15 protein-coding genes are annotated in these 19,208 nt (G+C 64.9%); 10 read left to right on the plus strand and 5 right to left on the minus strand.

Annotated features, from left to right (window positions below):
- Window positions 1–247 precede the first annotated feature (247 nt).
- Complete coding sequence (locus GSQ89_RS01725; RefSeq protein ID WP_158921393.1) at window positions 248–1,687, minus strand: amidase; 1,440 nt, start codon at window positions 1,685–1,687, stop codon at window positions 248–250.
- A 209-nt stretch (window positions 1,688–1,896) separates the two neighbouring features.
- Between GSQ89_RS01725 and GSQ89_RS01730 the strand changes: the two genes are divergently transcribed.
- The 4 genes from GSQ89_RS01730 (at window position 1,897) to GSQ89_RS01745 (ending at window position 6,265) form a co-directional block, all read left to right on the plus strand.
- Window positions 1,897–2,775 (plus strand): alpha/beta fold hydrolase, encoded by an 879-nt coding sequence (locus tag GSQ89_RS01730; RefSeq protein WP_158921395.1) that lies wholly within the window; start codon window positions 1,897–1,899, stop codon window positions 2,773–2,775.
- Between the two features lie 604 nt (window positions 2,776–3,379).
- Complete coding sequence (locus GSQ89_RS01735; protein WP_158921397.1) at window positions 3,380–4,609, plus strand: calcium-binding protein; 1,230 nt, start codon at window positions 3,380–3,382, stop codon at window positions 4,607–4,609.
- 452 nt (window positions 4,610–5,061) lie between these two features.
- On the plus strand, window positions 5,062–5,817 hold the full coding sequence (locus GSQ89_RS01740; protein WP_158921399.1) for an SDR family oxidoreductase: 756 nt from the start codon (window positions 5,062–5,064) through the stop codon (window positions 5,815–5,817).
- Between the two features lie 31 nt (window positions 5,818–5,848).
- Window positions 5,849–6,265 (plus strand): cupin domain-containing protein, encoded by a 417-nt coding sequence (locus GSQ89_RS01745; RefSeq protein WP_158921401.1) that lies wholly within the window; start codon window positions 5,849–5,851, stop codon window positions 6,263–6,265.
- Window positions 6,266–6,332: 67 nt separating this feature from the next.
- Here GSQ89_RS01745 and GSQ89_RS38990 read toward each other — a convergent pair whose 3' ends face one another.
- Window positions 6,333–7,175, minus strand: a complete 843-nt coding sequence (locus tag GSQ89_RS38990) for a YecA family protein (RefSeq protein WP_254073029.1) — start codon at window positions 7,173–7,175, stop codon at window positions 6,333–6,335.
- Between the two features lie 240 nt (window positions 7,176–7,415).
- Between GSQ89_RS38990 and typA the strand changes: the two genes are divergently transcribed.
- Window positions 7,416–9,248, plus strand: a complete 1,833-nt coding sequence (gene typA, locus GSQ89_RS01755; RefSeq protein ID WP_158921403.1) for a translational GTPase TypA — start codon at window positions 7,416–7,418, stop codon at window positions 9,246–9,248.
- A gap of 190 nt (window positions 9,249–9,438) precedes the next feature.
- On the opposite strand, the gene GSQ89_RS01760 is transcribed toward typA, so the two are convergent.
- From GSQ89_RS01760 to GSQ89_RS01770, 3 genes are all read right to left on the minus strand, one after another.
- On the minus strand, window positions 9,439–10,761 hold the full coding sequence (locus GSQ89_RS01760) for a pentapeptide repeat-containing protein (protein WP_158921405.1): 1,323 nt from the start codon (window positions 10,759–10,761) through the stop codon (window positions 9,439–9,441).
- Between the two features lie 69 nt (window positions 10,762–10,830).
- Window positions 10,831–12,600: a monovalent cation:proton antiporter-2 (CPA2) family protein gene (locus GSQ89_RS01765; protein WP_158921407.1), complete on the minus strand. Its 1,770-nt coding sequence runs from the start codon at window positions 12,598–12,600 to the stop codon at window positions 10,831–10,833.
- On the minus strand, window positions 12,600–13,619 hold the full coding sequence (locus GSQ89_RS01770; protein ID WP_254073030.1) for a D-2-hydroxyacid dehydrogenase: 1,020 nt from the start codon (window positions 13,617–13,619) through the stop codon (window positions 12,600–12,602). Before GSQ89_RS01770 ends, GSQ89_RS01765 begins: the two co-directional genes overlap by 1 nt.
- 139 nt (window positions 13,620–13,758) lie before the next feature.
- Between GSQ89_RS01770 and GSQ89_RS01775 the strand changes: the two genes are divergently transcribed.
- The 5 genes from GSQ89_RS01775 to GSQ89_RS01795 all read left to right on the plus strand — a co-directional run bounded on the left by GSQ89_RS01775 (window position 13,759) and on the right by GSQ89_RS01795 (window position 19,070).
- The gene (locus GSQ89_RS01775; protein WP_254073031.1) at window positions 13,759–14,505 is read left to right on the plus strand and encodes a DUF2272 domain-containing protein; all 747 of its coding nucleotides are present in this window, start codon (window positions 13,759–13,761) and stop codon (window positions 14,503–14,505) included.
- A 50-nt stretch (window positions 14,506–14,555) separates the two neighbouring features.
- Window positions 14,556–15,101 (plus strand): Uma2 family endonuclease, encoded by a 546-nt coding sequence (locus GSQ89_RS01780; RefSeq protein WP_158921409.1) that lies wholly within the window; start codon window positions 14,556–14,558, stop codon window positions 15,099–15,101.
- Window positions 15,102–15,153: 52 nt separating this feature from the next.
- Complete coding sequence (gene speB, locus GSQ89_RS01785; RefSeq protein ID WP_158921411.1) at window positions 15,154–16,056, plus strand: agmatinase; 903 nt, start codon at window positions 15,154–15,156, stop codon at window positions 16,054–16,056.
- 341 nt (window positions 16,057–16,397) lie between these two features.
- On the plus strand, window positions 16,398–17,642 hold the full coding sequence (locus GSQ89_RS01790) for a type III PLP-dependent enzyme (RefSeq protein WP_158921413.1): 1,245 nt from the start codon (window positions 16,398–16,400) through the stop codon (window positions 17,640–17,642).
- A 27-nt stretch (window positions 17,643–17,669) separates the two neighbouring features.
- Window positions 17,670–19,070, plus strand: a complete 1,401-nt coding sequence (locus GSQ89_RS01795; protein WP_158921415.1) for a homospermidine synthase — start codon at window positions 17,670–17,672, stop codon at window positions 19,068–19,070.
- Window positions 19,071–19,208: the final 138 nt, after the last annotated feature.

Genomic DNA, 19,208 nt, shown 5'->3' on the forward strand with positions numbered 1-19,208 from the left:
CCTTTGATTTCTGGGATTGCGACCATCCCAGGCACGGACTCGCACCGTGCTGACAAAGCGCCCTCACGGACGCACTCATGCCGATGAAGATCGGCACCCACGCCTTTTGCTGGTCGAGCCAGAGGCGTGGATGGCGGGCCTTCGCCCACCATGACGGGTTGTGTGGATAGCCTGCCTTCGCTCACCATGACGAGTGCGCGGCAATGGCCGGCGGGTCAACCTCAACGAACTCAGTATAACTTAACCCTCACCACCCCGGCGGCGGCTTGAAGCCAAGCCACGCCTGCTCCAGCAACGCTGCCACGGCGATCGTGGTGCGGTCGCCGTGGATTGGGCCGGCGATCTGCACGCCCAGCGGCAGGCCGGCCTTCGTCATCCCCAGCGGGGCCACCGTCCCCGGCAGGTGATAGCCGCCGGTCAGGCCGGGCCAGAACAGCATGTCGTTGTAGGCGATGTCCTTCCCGTCGATGGTGATCCGGCGCTCCCAGGTCGGGCCGTCCTGGCGGTGCGGCAAGGCGGCCGACGCGATCACCGGACACAGCAGCACATCCCAGTCTCGGAAGAACGCCGACCACAGGCGGCGCCATTGGAATCGTTTCTCGTTCAAACCAAGCCACTTGCGGTGGGTTAGCTCGGCCATGCGTACCATGACGTCGTCGGCACTCTTGGCGTTGTCGGGCAGTGCAGCCGCACGGGCCACCTTGTTGGCGACGACGTCGTCGGACAGGCGGCTGCTCCAGGCGCAATCCAGCAATTGCAGGTACAGATGATAGGCCTCGGTCGCGTCGAACGCGGGCCTGGCGGTGCGGCTGACGGTGACGCCTTGGCGTTCGAGCGCGTCGGCGAGTTCCAGCAGCTGTGCCGAAGTCTCGCTGTCGGTGACCTGGCCAGGCTGCTCTGCCCATACCGCCGCGCGCAGGTCTTTCAGGCCGGTGAATCGGGGCGTTGGCAGGGTCACGGTCAGGCCGGTCTCGTCCGGATCAGGGCCGGCCAGGATATCCAGCCCGGCGGCGAGATCGGACGCCGACCGGGCCATGGGTCCCATCACGGAGATATCGGCACCGCCGGCGGCGGAACTGGTCGCGGGATCGCCGTAGTTCGGCAGCAACCCGAACGTCGGCTTGTGGCCGAACACGCCGCAGTAATGTGCCGGCACGCGGATCGACCCGCCGATATCGGTGCCGATCTCGAACCCCGTCAGCCCGGCGGCCAGCGCCGCGGCCGACCCGCCGGAGGACCCGCCCGGCGTGTGATCGGCGTTCCACGGGTTGGACGTGGTGCCGTAGACCGGATTGTAACTTTGCCAGTCCGCCAGATCGACCGGCACGTTGGTCTTGCCGAAGACGACCGCACCGGCGGCTTCCAGGCGGCGGACGGCGATGGTGGACACGCGCACCGGCGTGTCCTTCATCGCCGCGTGCCCGCGGGTGGTGGGCAGGCCGGCGATGTCGAAGCTCTCCTTCGTGGTCATCGGCACGCCGAACAGCGGTGCCGACTTGTCCGCCTTGTCATCCAGCGTCCTGGCCCTGGTGCGGGCTCGGTCGAAGTCTCGCACCACGACGGCGTTGATCTTTGGGTCGAGCCGTTCGACGCGGCCGATATAATGATCCAGCAGCTCCAGGGCGCCGATTTTCTTGCTGCGAACGAGGTCCGCCAGTTGGGTGGCGGACAGGAAGGTCGGGTCCATGGCGGGGGGTCCTTCTGTGGATACGGCAGGCTGCCATCTCCGATCGCCGGGTTCAATCGGGATCGGATTGCGGCGGCGGCTCAGCGGCAGGATCATCGTCGAAATCTGCCCATTCTTCCGTTTTACGGAATTCTGACGATCATTGTCAGCCGCTATTCCCGCAGCGCCGATCGTCGATATGTGTGTGGTGCGTTTCCAAGGAGCCGAGGATGCATTCCCAGATTCCCCCGACGACGTACCACGCGGTTGTCGTAGACGGCGCGCGGATCTCCTATCGCCAGGCGGGGCCGGTCGATGCGCCGGTTATCCTGCTGCTGCACGGGTTCCCATCATCATCGCGCATGTTCGCGACGTTGATGCCGCTGCTGGCCGACCGGTTCCGCCTGGTCGCGCCCGACTATCCCGGTTTCGGCAACTCCGATGCGCCGCCCCCGAATACGTTTGCCTATACATTCGACCATCTCGCCCGGGTGATGGACGGATTTACCCGAGCGATCGGATTGACCCGCTACGCGCTGTACATGCAGGACTATGGCGGCCCGGTCGGCTTCCGCCTCGCCTTGGCGCACCCTGGTCGCCTGACCGCCCTGATCGTGCAGAATGCTGTGGCACATGAGGAAGGGATTTCTGGCCCGCTCTGGGACCCTCGGAAGGCGTATTGGGCCGATCCGGCGGCGAACGAAGCCCGGGTTCGAGCGAACCTGATCTCGCCGGAGGCGGCCAGACAGCGGCATGTGGGCACGTCACCCAATCCCGAGCGCTACGATCCGGACCTGTGGAACGACGAAGCGGCGTTCCTGGCGCGGCCGGGTCAGGGACGCATTCAGCTCGATTTGTTCTACGACTATCGGACCAATCCGGCGTCTTATCCGGCCTGGCAGGCGTGGCTGCGCGACCGGCAGTCGCCGACACTGGTTCTGTGGGGGCGCTATGACCCGTCGTTCTCGGTCACCGAAGTCGAGGCGTTCCGGCGCGACCTGCCGAACGCGGAATCCCACATTCTCGACGCGGGGCACTTCGCGCTGGACGAAGCCGTCGTGCAGTCGGCGGGACTTATTGGATCTTTCATGACAAGAGTTCCGACCTGATCGAGCGTGGTGCCGTGCTCGCGGCCGTCAAGACCGCTTGCGCGTCGCCTGCGGCCACTCTTGATCGCCGCTCGGTTCGGCGGATTTCGATGATGCGGGCTGGGACGGAGAAACGGCCCTTTCAGCCGAATAGAGAAACATCGTCAGCATTGCGTCGGCCTGGCCTTCGCCAGTGTCACCTATCCCCGATTGTGGGCGACATCGCCGCCAGTTTGAGCGCTTCAGGGGTAAGTTTCGTAAGAAACTGTCGTCAAAAATAGACGTAGTTGTGCGCGACACACACACGCGTTCACGATCGAGCGAGCGGAGGCCCGCGGAATCTAAATTTTCTGATGACAACGGGTGCGTTAGGTAACTCGATGACACATCTTTCTATTCAGCGCCTGATATACAAGCAACGCACGTGCCAAAATCGCAAATTCGCATGGCGTTGCACTCTAAATTTAGCGCCGCTCTCATAGATTGCTGGGATGTACTTTATTAATCAAATATTTTGTTGCAGTAACTGAATTGAAACAATCAGATCCAGGTGGAATGCCATAAGAGGCCGTGGCAATGATGGACCCGCACCAAGGCGATAGACACTTCGGGAAGGGGAGCCACAATGGTTTCGTCTGTTACGGTACACGGTAGTTCTGGGGAAAACATCAGAATCGGGTTTGATAAAACCTCGAATTTTCTGCTAGCACAGCAGGTCGCCGCCCAGATCAACGCCGGTATCGCTGCCGGTAAAATTGTTACTGAATCCGATCAACATGGGACGCCTCCGACGGTCCCGGCCGGTGTCACCGGTGCCTTTGTGCAGACGGAAACGCCTCTGTTCGTGATGCCGCCCGGCTATACGATCGACCTCGTCACCAAGCGTGGCTCAGCCGTGGTGTTGAGTTCGGGGGCACCGGACGAGACGATCCTGTCGGGATCGAAGACCGATCTGACGTTCCTCGCCGCAAGCGGGTCGGGAACGGTGGTGGCGGGTGGCGGCAACAATCGGTTGGACGTTGGCGGATCCGGCAATTGGTTGCTCTACACCGGTGGGGGAAACGACATCATTGCCGCGCTTGGGACGGGCAATGCGACGATCGGTGCTGGTGGCGGCCACAACGCGATCCTGCTGGGGGGTGGCAAGGATGTCATCTCTTCGACCGGCGATGACACAATCGTGGGTGGATCAGGCGCCGAAACCATCGATGCCTCCGGCGCGCGCCGTGATTTCGTCCAGGGCAATGGCAGCAATCTGGTTTTCATTGGCGGCACAGGCGGTGCGACCATCGTGGGCGGCACCGGCAGTGACACCTATCTCGGATCGGCAGGCTCGACTGGGAAACAGTTCATTGTCGGTGGGTCGGGCGGCAACAACTTCCTGTTTGCCGGCGACGGGGTCGCCACTCTGGTCGGTGGGGGGAACCAGGATCAGTTGTTCGCCTACGGGGACAGACACCAGCTTCTCATCGCCGGGTCTGGCAACGAGACCCTGTCGGCGGCCTTCTCCACGGGCAATGACAAACTGAAAGCAGGCTCCGGCAATGATTTGTTGGTAGGCGGCCTGGGCGCCGACACGTTCGTCGGCGGTTCCGGGAATGCGACAGTATCGGCTGGGTTCGGCAATCAGGTGTTCGAATTCATCAATCATCAGGCGGGCGGAACCGAGCTAGTGCAGAACATCTTCGACCCGGCCTCGATCAAGATCGACCTGAAGGGATACGGGCACGGAGCGATCAACGAAGCGTTGGCCAGTCAAACGGTCAGTCACGGCTCTGTCACGATCGGACTGTCGGACGGGACAAAAATCACGTTCGAGGATGTGACCTCTCTGAACCGCTCGAATTTCACCTAGTGTCCTGTCCCAGACGTTCGTCGCATCTTGCGATGGGCGTCTGGGATCGGCAGGCCACTGAAAACACCAGAGGCACGACCAACTCGGATTGATCGACATGCCGAGGCGTGAACCGCTCTCTGTCGTATGCGTACCCGACAGATGATGTCTCGGCATGACGCGGGCACGGGAATTGCCGTCCGACCGGCGGCACTTATTCGATCTTTCATGACAAGAATCCTGACCTGATCGGGCATTTCGTCGTGCCCGCGGCCGGCAAGGCTGGCTGCGCGCCGCCCCCGGCGGTGGCCCGAGGCCAGTCTTGACCGCCGTTCCGTTCGGCGCACTTAGATGATGCGGGCCGGGACGGAGAAAGAGATCCCACCGGCCTCCGAGAGGGACTTAAGCCTCTCGGCGAACGGTGCCGCGGAACGGCGAAGCGCGGCGGGCATTCAATGAAGGAGGTACAACCAATGAAGATCGTCGTCATCGGCGGCACCGGCCTGATTGGCTCGAAGACCGTCACCATTCTACGGCAGGGGGACCACGAAGCCGTCGCCGCATCGCCCAAAAGCGGGGTCGACACCATCACCGGCGACGGGCTCAAAGAGGTCATGGCCGGCGCACGGGTGGTGATCGACCTCGTCAATTCGCCGTCATTTGAAGACAAGACGGTGCTGGCGTTCTTCGAGACCTCCGGCCAGAATCTTCTCGCGGCGGAGGCCGCGGCTGGCGTCGGGCACCATATCGCACTCTCTATCGTGGGAACCGACCGGTCGCCTGACAACGGCTATTTCCGCGCCAAGGTCGCCCAAGAGAAACTGATCGAGGCTTCCGGCATACCTTACACCATCATCCGCGCGACCCAGTTTCTGGAATTCCTGGGTGCCATCGCCGATTCAAGCGCGGATGGAAACCGGGTCAGGCTCTCGCCCGGCCTGTTCCAACCCATCGCCGCGGACGACGTCGCCGCTGTCGTCGCCGATGTGGCGCTCGCGGCGCCCCGAAACGGCATCGTCGAGATCGCTGGACCGGAATGCGCACCGTTCAACGCAATCATTGCCCGCTATCTGAAGGCGGTCGGCGACCCGCGTGAGGTCGTGAGCGATCCCGAGGCCCGATACTGGGGCGGCCGGGTCGAGGAGCGCTCGCTCGTGCCGTTGGGCGAAGCGCGCCTCGGTCGTATCGGTTTGGACGAGTGGCTCCGCCGGTCCCGGGCGGGAGCCTGATCCCGCATCCCCTCAACCGAAGGATAGGCCGATGAAACGCATCCTTTGTGCGCTGCTGATCGCCGCCCTGCCGTTCAGCGGCGGGTTCGCGGAGACACCGAAATCGAAGAACGCCAAGGTCACTCTCGTCTACCAGCACGAGCTGCCGAACGTCCCCGGCAAGAGCATCAAGGGTGTATTGGTTGAATATGGCCCAGGCGGCTACTCGCCCGGCCACACCCATCCCAAATCCGCCTTCATCTACGCGACCGTTCTTGAGGGGGCGATCCGCAGCCAGGTCAACGATGGACCGGTGACGATCTACCAGGCCGGGCAGAGCTTCTCTGAAATGCCCGGAGACCGCCATAGCGTCAGCGCCAATGCCAGCGAGACGCACCCGGCCAAGCTCCTCGCGGTATTCGTGCTGAACACGGACGAAACAGAACTGACAATTCCGCTCGGGATATGAGGCGATCGTCATGGCGGCGACTGTTCGAGCAGCCGTCGCCATGATCTCCGCTATCCGCCCGGCGATATCACGCCGCCAGGCAGCACTTTTTGTATTTCTTCCCGCTGCCGCACGGACACGGGTCGTTGCGCCCGACCTCCTGCCGCTTAGGCAGCACCTCGGGCGCAAAACGATCCGGCGGCGACGGCGGGCCTGCGGCCATCAACCCATAATTCGGGCGCCGCGTGGCCCGACGGTCTCGCAGCCCCAGTTCGATCTCGATATCCTCAAGGTCGCCGGCGATCGAGGGCTCGACCGCTCCGCGCGCGAACGCATCCCGGATCGCATCAATCGTCTCCACCGCCTTCAGGTCGAGCAACGCGACCACCACGAAGCCGCCGGTCGACGGATCGATGTCGCGGGCCAGGTCCAGCATCCGCATCAAAATGCCGACGCATTCATCCCGGCACGCCGGCGTGCGCTCGCCGACGGTCGAAACCGCTGATATCGTGACTGCCAGCCCGTATTCCGAATTCGTCCGATCGGCCAGGAACCCGGCGAGCAGTGGAAGCGTCGATGGCCCGATCATGCCGAACACCACCGGCAAATCCCCGACCGCGGCGTCGTCTACCTCCGGCACCCTCAGCAAATCCAGCAACGACGCGGCCGATGTCTCAGCCCGCAACTGGCCCAGCGCCCGCCACGCATGCACCGGCGCCCACACCTCGGCCGTCTCCAATTCGGCGTCCAGCAGCGCCGGATCGAGGGCCATTTGGATCAGCGTCCCGACATGCTCCTCCCCGAGGCCGAACCGAGCAGGATAGTCAATCCACTTGTCAGGTTCGGCGTTGTTAGTTTTTCGAATGGCCAACAGCCGCCGAACCGGGTCGGCGTAGCCGCCATGCACATCGCTGTTCGCCAGATCGCTCATCGAGAGCCTCCCTCACCCACGGCCAATACATAAATGCCGTCGCCGAGCCGCCGCTATGGCAGGATTCGTCCTTGCTTTGTTCGACTATCGCGTGCAAAAGGCCCCCGGCGGTCCGTCCCGCCGCCCTTCATGACGCTTTTGCGAAGCATGGCAGAAACGCGCCGGTTGGCCCGTTTTTCCCTCGTATCCCGTCGGGATACCGCCTAAGTGTGCGCCGCACCATCCCAAAGCCAGGACCGTATGCAGATTCGTAACGTCGCTATCATCGCCCATGTCGATCACGGCAAGACCACGCTCGTTGACAAACTGCTTGGCCAGTCCGGCGCGTTCCGGGAACATCAGGCGGTCACCGAACGTGCGCTCGACCGCAACGACCTGGAGAAGGAGCGCGGCATCACCATCCTGGCGAAGTGCGCTTCGGTGGTCTGGCAGGACACGCGGATCAACATCGTCGACACCCCCGGCCACGCCGACTTCGGCGGTGAGGTCGAGCGCATCCTGAACATGGTGGACGGTGCGATCGTGCTGGTCGACGCCGCCGAGGGCGTGCTGCCGCAGACCAAGTTCGTCGTCGGCAAGGCCCTGGCTCGCGGCATCCACCCCATCGTCGTGGTCAACAAGGTCGACCGCCAGGACGCCCGCCCCGACGAAGTCCACACCGAGATTTTCGATCTTTTCGCTGCCCTCGGCGCCTCCGACAGCCAACTCGATTTCCCGATGCTCTACGCGTCGGGTCGCAACGGCTGGGCGGATGAGACGCTGGACGGCCCGCGGCAGGACCTGTCGGCGCTGTTCAACCTGGTGGTGCGCCATGTCCCGGCACCGACGGTGAAGCCGGATGAGCCGTTCGCCATGGTCGCCAGCATCCTGGAATACGACAACTTCCTGGGCCGCGTGCTGACCGGGCGTGTCGAACAGGGCATGGGCAAGGTCAACATGCAGGTGAAGGTCCTGCGCCGCGACGGCTCCGTGGTGGAAACCGGCCGCCTGACCAAGCTGCTGTCGTTCCGCGGCCTGGACCGGGTGCCGGTGGATGAGGTCATGGCCGGCGACATCATCGCCGTGGCCGGCCTGTCCGAGGGCACCATCCCTGACACCATCGGCGCGCCGGAACTGGGTGGCCCGCTGGAAGCCATCCCGGTCGATCCGCCGACCCTGGCGATGACCTTCCGCATTAACGATTCGCCGCTCGCCGGCCGCGAAGGCAAGAAGGTGACGTCGCGCCAGATCCGCGAGCGGCTGTTCCGCGAGGCCGAGGGCAACGTCGCCATCAAGATCACCGACTCCAACGAAACCGACGCCTTCGAGGTCGCCGGCCGCGGCGAACTGCAACTCGGTGTGCTGATCGAGCAGATGCGCCGCGAGGGTTTCGAGCTGACGATCGGCCGTCCCCGCGTGCTGACACGGCGCAATCCGGAGACCGGCGAACGCGAAGAGCCGATGGAAGAGGTGCTGGTCGACGTCGACGAGCCCTACACTGGCGTGGTGGTGGAAAAGCTCAGCCGCCGCAAGGGCGACATGCGCGATATGCGCCCGTCCGGTGGCGGCAAGGTCCGCATGACCTTCAACATCCCCAGCCGCGGGCTGATCGGCTATCACGGTGAATTCCTGACCGACACGCGCGGCACCGGCATCATGAACCGCCTGTTCGCCGGCTACGGCGCCTGGAAAGGCCCGATCGAGGGCCGCCGGGCTGGCTCCTTGATCTCCACCGAGGCGGGCGAAGCCGTCCACTACTCGCTGTGGTACATCCAGGAACGCGGCACGATGTTCGTGAACCCTGGCGAGAAGGTCTACCAGGGCATGATCTTGGGCGAGCATTCCCGGGAATCCGACCTGGAAGTGAACCCGATCAAGGAAAAGAAGCTGACCAACATCCGAGCCGCCGGCAAGGATGACGCGATGCTGCTGATTCCGCCGCGTAAAATGAGCCTGGAACAGGCGATCGCCTACGTCGAGGACGACGAATTCGTCGAAGTCACCCCGACCGCCATTCGCCTGCGCAAGCGCTATCTGGATCCCAACGAGCGCAAGCGCTTCGAACGCAAGATCGACGCCGACGCGGCGGCCTGACGTTCTGGCCGGATCGTCGGAGGCCTATCCGTCATAGCCGGGCGTGTCCGGCTATCCGCGTTTCGTCCGCTTGTGCGCAGATGGCCGGGACTGACGCCCGGCCATGACGGTGAGAGTGTGCCGGTCGACAACGAATCGGTCGTGCCGGGCCGTGACGGAGAAGCCGTGTTTGATCCTGCGGAAAACGGCCCTACACCGCGACACCCTTCGCGGCCGCCAAACCGACGCATCCGGTGAAATCGGCGCCCTCCTGCTTGACCCCGCGCAAATCCGTGCCCCGCAGCACAGCCTCGCACAGCGATGCGCCGGACAGATCGGCCCCCCGCATATCGGCCTGACTCAGATCGGCCCAGCGCAGGTTCGCCTGCGTCAGGTCGGCCTTGGCCAGGCATGCCGTCCCCAGCCGAGCGTAGGTCAGGTTCGCCGGCCAATGCACGTGCCCGGAGATCGGCAGGGGGCCGAACCGAGCTTCCGACAGGTTGGCGCCGGTCAGGATCGCCCCCTCCAGCCTGATCCCGCGTAGGTCGGCTCCAGCCAGGGTCACCTGCCGGCCGTCTACCAGCGACAGATCGGCCATCGCCAGCAGTGCCCCGGTCAGGTTGGCGCCACGCAGCACCGCCCCTTTCAGCACAGCGGCGCTGAGGTCGACGCCGCGCAGATCGACACCCGCCAGGTCGGTCCCGGTCAGGTCCGCCCGCGCCCCGGTCTGTCCCTTGTTCTCCACCCATCGCGCATGCTGGGCGATGATCTCGGACACGCTGGCCTGCGGTGGCCGGGGAACGACGGCATCCCGCATATCGGTCCGGCTGAGATCGACGTCGTCCAGCACGACGCCCATCAGGCTCGCCTTCTGCAGCACCGCCGAGACCATCGTGGCGTTGTCGAGCGCCGCGCCATCGAGGATCGCCCCCGTCATGTTGGCGCTGGTCAGGTCGGCGCCACGCAGATTGCACCCGGTCAAATCGGCGTTGCCCAGGGTGGCGCGCGCCAGGATGCTGTTGCGGAGGTCGGCGTTGCGCAGATCGGCCTTTTTCAGCACCGCATCAGACAAGCGAGCATGGCGGAAGCCGGCACCGCGTGCGTCGGCGCCTTCCAGCACCGTGCCCTTGTTTTCGTGGCTGTGCTGCAGATCGCCGCTCGCCGCGGCCACCAGCATACCCTCCCGCAGATCAACGCGGGTCAGGTCGGCTTTGATCAGCACGGTGTCCCGCAGCGTGGCGCCGCGCAGGTCCGCGGCCTCCAGCCTGGCGCCGGTCAGGTTGGCCCCAGTCAGGTCCGCGCCGAACATGTTGGCGCCGCGCAGGTCCGCCGCCCGCATATCCGCGAACCGGAAGCGGGCACCGCTGAGGTCCGCCTCCGCCAGACAGCGCCCCGCGAGGTCCAGGCCGGAGAGATCCATGAATTTCAGGCTCGCCCGCCGCCCGCCCGGGACGCGGCTGAAGAACGCCTTGTGCAGGTCCAGGACGCGTCCGAATTCGCGGTCCGGATGCGAAATAGATTTGCTCGGGTCCAACTGTGGCCTCCTGGCCGTCCCATCCGGAGCGGTCAGCGACACCAGTAGAGTTGTAACATGAACGATCGGTTAATGACCGGTGGTTTTCGGCTGATCCGCCTCGAATAGCGCCATCAGTTCCTCGGTCGCCTGCTGGGCGCTTTGGATCAACTGTTTCTCGTCCCGGTAGATCGCATGCGCATCCAGCAAGGTCTGTTCGTCGTGCGTGCGGAACAGCTCGACTGATCGTGCGGCATCCTCGGGAGAAATCCCCAGTGCCAGCAACGAGTCTTCCGCCATTTTCAGGCTGGAGTAGAACGTCTCCCGCACCAGCCCGTCCACGCCCCGGTCCATCATCAGGTAGGCGTGACGCCGGTTGCGCACCCTGGCGAGGATTTTCAGTTGCGGAAAGTTGCGTCTGGCGACCTCGACCACCCGCAGCGAGTCTTCCATGTGATCCAACGCGACGATCAGCAGCTTCGCTTGCTCCGCCCCCGATGCTCGCAGCAGGTCCGGCCGGGTCGGATCGCCGAAATACACTTTGTTGCCGAACCGCCGCAGCACATCCACCTGGCCGGGGTCGCGTTCCAGCGCGGTGAACTTGATCCCGTGCATCCGCAGCACACGGGCGACGATCTGCCCGAACCGCCCAACGCCGCACAGGATCACCGGCGCGTCCGCCGCCTCGATCGTGTCGAAATCCGGCACAGGTTCGGCTTCCAGCGCGGGGATCACGAACCGTTCCGACACCGCGAACAGCACGGGCGTCGCGGCCATCGAGACCGCGGCGACCAGCGTGGCCATCGCCGCGTTTTCCGGCGCCAGCGCCCCGATCCCGACGGCGACGCCGAACAGCACGAAGCTGAACTCGCTGGCCTGCGGCAGTGCCAGGCCGAACCGGACCGCGTCGGCAAGCTTCTGCCGCGACACCAAGGCGAGGACGAAGCAGACCACGGCCTTTGCCAGCAGCAGCGCGGCGGTGGCGCCGGCCAGCAGCCCGGGATGGGTGCGCGCCAGCCCCATATCAGCCGACATTCCCACCGAGATGAAGAAGAACCCCAGCAGCAGGCCCTCGAACGGGGCGATGTCGGCCTGCAATTCGTGCCGGTATTCCGATTCCGACAACAGCACGCCCGCCATGAATGCCCCAAGCGACATCGACAGCCCGGCGAGGTTGGCGATGTAGGCGGTGCCGGCCACGATCAGCAGCGACGCCAGGGTGAACAGCTCCGGCGTGCGGGCGCCGCCCAGTATGCGGATCAGTGGCGGAACCGCGAACCGCCCGCCCACCAGGATGACGGCGACGGCCGCGACACCGCGGGCAACGTCGTGCCAAGGCACCTGGTTGGGCAGGCTGTGCTGCGCCAGCAACGGCACCAAAGCGACCAGCGGAATGAACGCCAGATCCTGAAACAGCAGCACCGCGAACCCATCCCGCCCCGCTCGGCTTTTCAGCAGGTCGGCCTCGGCGAACATCGGCAGCACGATAGCGGTCGAGGACATCGCCAGACCCGCGCCCAGCACAACTGAACCGGCCCACGCCACGCCCGCCATGTGCGCCAGCACCGCCAGCACCGCGCCACTGATCACCACCTGCGACGACCCCAGCGCGAACACTGCCCGCCGCATCACCCACAGACGCCGGGGCCGCAGCTCCAGCCCGATCAGGAACAGCAACATGACGACGCCCAGCGAGGCGATATCGGCGATCTGACCAACGTCGCTGACCAGGCGGAGACCCGACGGCCCGATCGCCACGCCCGCCAGCAGGTAACCGAGGACGCTGCCAAGCCCGAACCGCCGTGTCAGCGGCACCGCGATGGTGGCGGCGGCAAGCAGCGCAACAAGTGTCGCCAGCATCAGTAGCCGCGCGCGATGTCGTAGCGGTTGGGCAGGTCTCGCCCGTCCCGCAGGGCACGCAAATTATCCAGGAAGATCGCCAGGCTGTCCTTGTTGTAGGTCAGCGGGTCATCGGCCGAGGTATGCGGGCTGATGACCAGGTTTCGGGTGGACCACAGCCGATGGCCGGGCGGAATCGGCTCCGGCGTGAACACGTCCAGCACCGCGCCGGACAGATGCTCCTGGTCCAGCAGGTCGCACAGTGCATCCTGGTCCAGCAATTCGCCGCGGCCGATATTGACCACGCCGGCGGAGGACGGCAGCGATTCCAGCCGGTCCCGGGTCATCAGGCCGCGCGTGGCTTCGGTCAGCGGGCAGGCGAGGACGAGGAATTCGGTCTCCGGCAGTACCTCATCCAGCGCATCGGTGCCGATGACACGAGCACAAGCGGGGTGCGGTGCCGGGTGGGCGCGCACGCCGGTGACGTGCATGCCGAAGCGGGTGGCGTGTTCGGCGGTGGCGCCGCCCAGCGTGCCAAGCCCGACCACGGTGAGGTTGCGATCGCGGAGGACGGAGCCCCACAGCTTACGCCAGACGCCATGGCGCTGGTTGGCCACCATGGCCGGGATCCGGTTGGCGAGCATCAGGATGGACATCAGCGCGAACTCACCCGATTTCGCCCCGTGAGTGCCCCGGTTGTTCATCAGCACCACATTCGGCGGCAGCCAGGTGAACGGCGCCAGCGTGTCCAGCCCGGCATTGGTCAGGAAGATCAGCTTCAGGTTCGGCGCGGGGCAGGGAAACAGCGCCCTGATTACACTGGCGTCGCAGACCAGGGCCTCCGCATGGCGCATACAGGCGAGGAAATCGGCGGGTGTGACGCCAATGGACACGTCGTGGCCCTCGCCGACATCCGGGGCTTGCGCGGCGACGGCGTCCCACATCGCCCGTGAGAAATCGAACAGCGGATCATTGCCGGGATTTTGCAGGTGGATGCGCATGGCGGAAAGGTGCCACGCTCGTGTCCGGTTGGACAGCATCTTGATGAACCATCGTCCATCTGGACACCGGCCTATGCGAACCTTCTATCGAAAATCGCCGAAAGCCGATACGAGACTGTCGATGCGCTGGTTATCCATCCTGCCATTGTTTTTGCTCGCCGCCTGCATGGGAAGCCCGATGCCAGACGCCCACGTGCCGCCGTTCGCCAAGGTCCCCTATCAACAGTTTAGCCGGCAGGCAGTGGTTGCCATCGCCCTGCGCGAGTGGCGGCTGTTCGGCCAGAACATGTACGACCCGGCGGCGGACGCCACCCGCGTCATCAAGCCCGAACGCGAGGAAGGCCTGTGGCAGCGTGTCGGGGAATACTGGTGGCTCGGCCTGAACGCCGGCGCGCCGGAAAGCGGCTGGACCGGCAAGCATGACGGCCACGGCGCGGTTTTCTCCCGGGACATCGACGGCGACTACGCATGGTCGGCGGCGTTCGTGTCCTACGTCATGCGGATCGCCGGCGCCGGGGCACGCTTCCCCTACTCCGCCGACCACGCCGACTACATCAACGCGGCGAGGCGCGAGTCGCTGGGCCAGACGAACAAATGGCTGGTGTCCGCCGAACGCGTGCAGGATTACGCGCCCCAGCCCGGCGATCTGGTGTGCTTCGGCCGTGGGGGGGCGAAAGGGCTGCGGTACGAGAACCTGCCGACGCCGGCTTTGTTCACCTCGCATTGTGACATCGTTGTCGATACGTCCGTTCCGGGGCGGATCTCGGCGATTGGCGGCAACGTTGAAGATTCCGTGACGATGAATCAGGTGCCGGTGACGCTGGATGGCAAGTTGGCGACCCCGGACGGGACGGTGCTGGACACGCGCTTCCCATGGATGGCGGTGCTGCGGCTGCTGGTCGACGGCGCCGAACCGACAAGCTGAGATGTCCGAACCTGCGCGACGTGCTACAGGGACAGCGGCAGGAGGTTCGGATGGCACCACGCCTGACCCGTGAGGAGTTTCATCGTTGGGCCGAAGGCCAGACCCGGCGGTATGAGCGCATCGCCGGTGAACCGGTGGCCATGTCGCCGGAGCGTATTCAGCACATCCGGCTCAAAAGCCGCGTCTGGGCTGCCCTGGACCAGGCTATTCGTGAAGGAGGGCTTGATTGCGAGGCTCTCGCGGATGGCGTGACCATCGAGGTCGACGAGGAAACCGACTACGAACCCGACGCGGTGGTGAATTGCGGCCCAAGGCTTCCGCCTGATGCGACAGCGGCGAGCAACCCCATCATCGTCGTAGAGGTATTGTCGCCATCCACCCAGTCCGTGGATAGCGGCGAGAAGCTGGCGGACTATTTCCGGGTCCCGACCATTCAGCACTACCTTGTCGTCCGCTCGCGTCGCCAGGAGATCATCCATCACTGGCGGGCTGGGAACGAGATCGTTTCGCACGCGGTGAATGTCGGTGTCGTCCGGCTCGATCCGCCGGGAATCGTTCTGGATGTGGCGGCGATCTACGGGGAACGAGGTCGATAGCCCACCAACGATCTTCGTTCAGGCGGATCAATCCCGCGGAGCACTATCCCACATGACCGGCATCCCCACCTACGCCGTTCCATCCAGCTTCCTGGGCGTGTCCCGCACCGACCAGGACGCGGAGTACGTGATCGCCGGGGTTCCGATGGATATCGGCACCACCAACCGCTCCGGCACCCGGGACGGACCCGCGGCGATCAGGCGCGCCAGCCGGATGCTGACCGACGGCGACCACCCCGAACACTGGGTCGAGCCGGCCCGCATGGCCTTGTCCGATAGTGGCGACTTCCAACTGGCGCTGGGCGACATCCAGGGCAGCCTGGCGGCGATTCAGTCCCAGGCCGAACCGATCGGCCACCTGATCGCTCTGGGCGGCGAGCACGGCATCACCCTGCCGCTGCTGCGTGCGCTGACGAAACGATCTGGCCAACCGGTCGCGCTGGTGCATTTCGATGCCCATGTCGATACATGGCCGGATAATTTCGGCCAGGCGTACGCACATGGTTCGCCCTTCTACCATGCGATCAACGAACGCCTGGTCGATCCGCACCGCATGATCCAGATCGGCATCCGGTCGCCGGTGCAAAAAGACGTGATGGACTGGACACTTTCGCAAGGCGTGACTGTGCTGTCCGCCCAGGATGTCCACGCGTCCAGCCCCGCCGCCGTCGCCGCCCGGATCGCCGATGTCGTCGGCGATGCCCCGGCTTACCTCAGCTTCGACATCGATGCGCTGGACCCGGCGTTCGCGCCCGGCACTGGGACGCCCGAAATCGGCGGCCTCGCATCCTGGCAGGCCCAGGCCATCCTGCGGAAACTGACGAAAGTCCGTTTCGTTGGCATGGATATTGTCGAGGTTTCCCCCGCGTTCGACGTCTCGGAGATCACCGCTCTGGCCGCTGCGACAATGGTCTGGGAATATCTCGCCCTCCAGGGCGCCCGCGCTATGCGCTGAGGGTCTACCCGTCCCCCAAAAACGCATAACAACCCGGGGATAGCGGACCTATATAGCGCTTCTCGCTTCCGATCCCCGGGGGCGGTGACGCATCGCACGTGCCGCGAGCCCGTCAGGGCACAGCAACGACGTATAACGCGTCCTTTTCGATAGACCCGGCCAAACAAGTGGGCCGGGGTCGTTTAGGAACACGCCGATGTTCGACCGCACGCCCTGGATGCGAAGTACCACCAGCATCGTCTGACCCGCTACCGCTGCGTTTTCGCGCGGTACCGGCCCAAGTCCCACGTTTCGTTACGGGTGCGTTTGCGCGTGCCCGTTTGTCCGCGAGGATGACCACGATGTCTGTTGTTGCCCGTACCCGTTCGGCCGTTTCCCCTCTGCGCCGCCCGTTCTTTGCTTATCCGGTTCGCCGTCCGACGGTTGACCAGGTGGTCGCCGCCGATCGCCCGGAGGAGCCGGTTCACTGCCTGCGTCCCACCGTTATTGCCGACACCGCCAGCGACTTCGTGCAGGCGTTCCCCGGCGACGTGCTGTACGCCGTGAAGTGCAACCCGGACCCCGGGGTGCTGCGTGCGCTGCATGACGGCGGCGTGCGCCATTTCGACTGCGCATCGCTGCCGGAAATCCGTTTGGTCCGCGACATGTTCCCCGACGCCGCGATCCACTTTATGCACCCGATCAAGGCCCGCGGCGCGATCCGCGAGGCGTGGGACCGTCATGACGTCCGCGACTTCGTCCTCGACAGCGCCGATGAGCTGGCAAAAATCCGCACCGAGATCGCCGCCACCGGCATCCCGGGCGCGCTCGGGCTGATCGTGCGCATTGCACTGCCGAAGGGCGGGGCGAAGCTGGACCTGTCCGGCAAGTTCGGTGCGTGCTTTGATGACGCGGTCGATCTGCTGCGTGCGGCGCGTGGATGTGCGGCGACGCTGGGGGTCAGCTTCCATGTCGGGTCGCAGTGCCTCGATCCGCTGGCCTGGCGCGACGCGATCGCGCTGACCGGGCAGGTGATCCGAGTGGCTGGCGTGGCAGTGGATGTTATCGATGTCGGCGGCGGTTTTCCCGTTGCCTATCCGGACCAGGATCCGCCGCCGCTGGGCGCGTTCTTCGCCGAGATCGAATCCTCCTTCGACGCACTAGGCCTGCCTGGTGTCCGCCTGTGGGCGGAACCGGGACGTGCCCTGGTGGCCGCCGGAACCTCGGTCGTGGTGCAGGTGCAGGCTCGACGTGGCGACGCGCTGTATGTGAACGACGGCGTGTACGGCAGCCTCGCCGACGCCGGCGCGCTGGGGTTTCGCTATCCGGTGCGGCTGATCCGTCCGGACGCCGAGGCCGCCGCTGACACCACCGCGTTCTCGCTGTTCGGGCCGACCTGTGACAGCGCGGATGTGATGCGCGGGCCGTTCCTGCTGCCGGCGGACGTGGCTGAGGGCGACTGGATCGAGGTCGGCCAGCTTGGCGCCTACGGCGCCTGCCTGCGCACCGCATTTAATGGCTTTGACAGGGCAAGGATCGTCGAGGTGGGTGATAACCCCATGGGTGACACCCCGGTCTATCAGGCGGAGTCGCAACAGGCCGCTTGATTGGTTGACACGAAGGAGTACCGACCGATGAAACACGTCGCGTTCGGCGGACGCTTGGTCATGCTGGGTTTCGGCAGCATTGGCCAGGGCGTTCTGCCCCTGATCCTGCGTCATATCGACATCCCGCACGACCGCATCGTCATCGTCTCCGGTGACGATCGCGGCCGCGATGTCGCTGCTGAAAGCGGCATCAGCTTCACCGTAACGCCGCTGACGCGCGACAACTACCGCGATGTGTTGACGCCGTTGGTGGGCGCCGGCGATTTCCTGCTGAACCTGAGTGTCGATGTGTCGTCCGTGGCGCTGATCGCGTTCTGCCGGGAACAGGGAGCGTTGTATCTCGACACCTGCATCGAGCCGTGGGCCGGCGGCTACACCGATCTGTCGCTGACGCCCTCGCAACGATCGAACTACGCTCTTCGGGAGAGTGCGCTGACGCTGGCCGGTGGCGAAGGCCCGACGGCGGTGCTGACACATGGCGCCAATCCGGGGCTGGTCTCGCATTTCGTCAAGCAGGCGCTGGTGAATCTCGCGCGCGATACAGGTGTCTATCGAGATGTCCCGACAGACCGAGCGGGTTGGGCTGCGTTGGCGGAGATCCTGGGCGTGAAGGTGATCCACATCGCCGAACGCGACACCCAGACGGCGTCGTTCGCCAAGCGGCCGGGCGAGTTCGTCAATACCTGGTCGATCGACGGCTTCGTGGGCGAAGGCTGCCAGCCGGCCGAACTCGGCTGGGGCTCGCATGAGAAGACGCTGCCGGCGGATGGGCACCGTCATGATTTCGGTGGTGGCGCGGCGATCTATCTGATGCGCCCCGGTGCTTCGACCCGCGTGCGGACCTGGACGCCGATGGCGGGGCCGCTGCACGGGTTCCTGATCACGCATAACGAGTCGATCTCGATCGCCGATTACTACTCGGTGGTCGACAACGGTTCGGTCCGCTATCGGCCGACGGTGCATTACGCTTATCACCCGTGCGACGACGCGGTGCTGTCGGTGCATGAACTGGCCGGGCGGAACTGGCAGCAGCAGCCGGCGCAGCGGCTGATGATGAATGAAATCCGCAGCGGGATCGATGAACTCGGCGTGCTGCTGATGGGGCATGCGCGTGGTGCGTATTGGTACGGGTCGCGCCTGTCGATCGAGCAGGCCCGAACGGCGGCGCCGCACAACAATGCGACGAGCCTGCAGGTGACGGCGGCGGTGCTGGGCGGCATGGTGTGGGCGATGGAAAATCCCCGAGCGGGCATTGTCGAGGCCGATCACCTCGACCACGAACGGGTGTTGCAGGTGGCTGAACCCTACCTCGGCGACATGGTGGGGGCGTACAGCGACTGGACCCCGCTGCTCGATCGGGCCCGTTTGTTCCCGGAGGATGTCGATGCGTCCTGCCCCTGGCAGTTCGGCAACTTCCGGGTGACGTAAGACGGCCCGTCTTATTGTGTCGTGGCCGGTTTCTATAATTTGCCGTCATGGCCGGGCGTGTCCCACGGTTGTCTGGCACGTTTCTTGATATGATACGGTATCAGACTGTCTCATATCAGGACACCCTGTCCGGGCACG

The sequence above is a fragment of the Acidisphaera sp. S103 genome (assembly GCF_009765975.1).
In the GTDB taxonomy this organism is placed as follows: Bacteria; Pseudomonadota; Alphaproteobacteria; order Acetobacterales; family Acetobacteraceae; genus Rhodopila.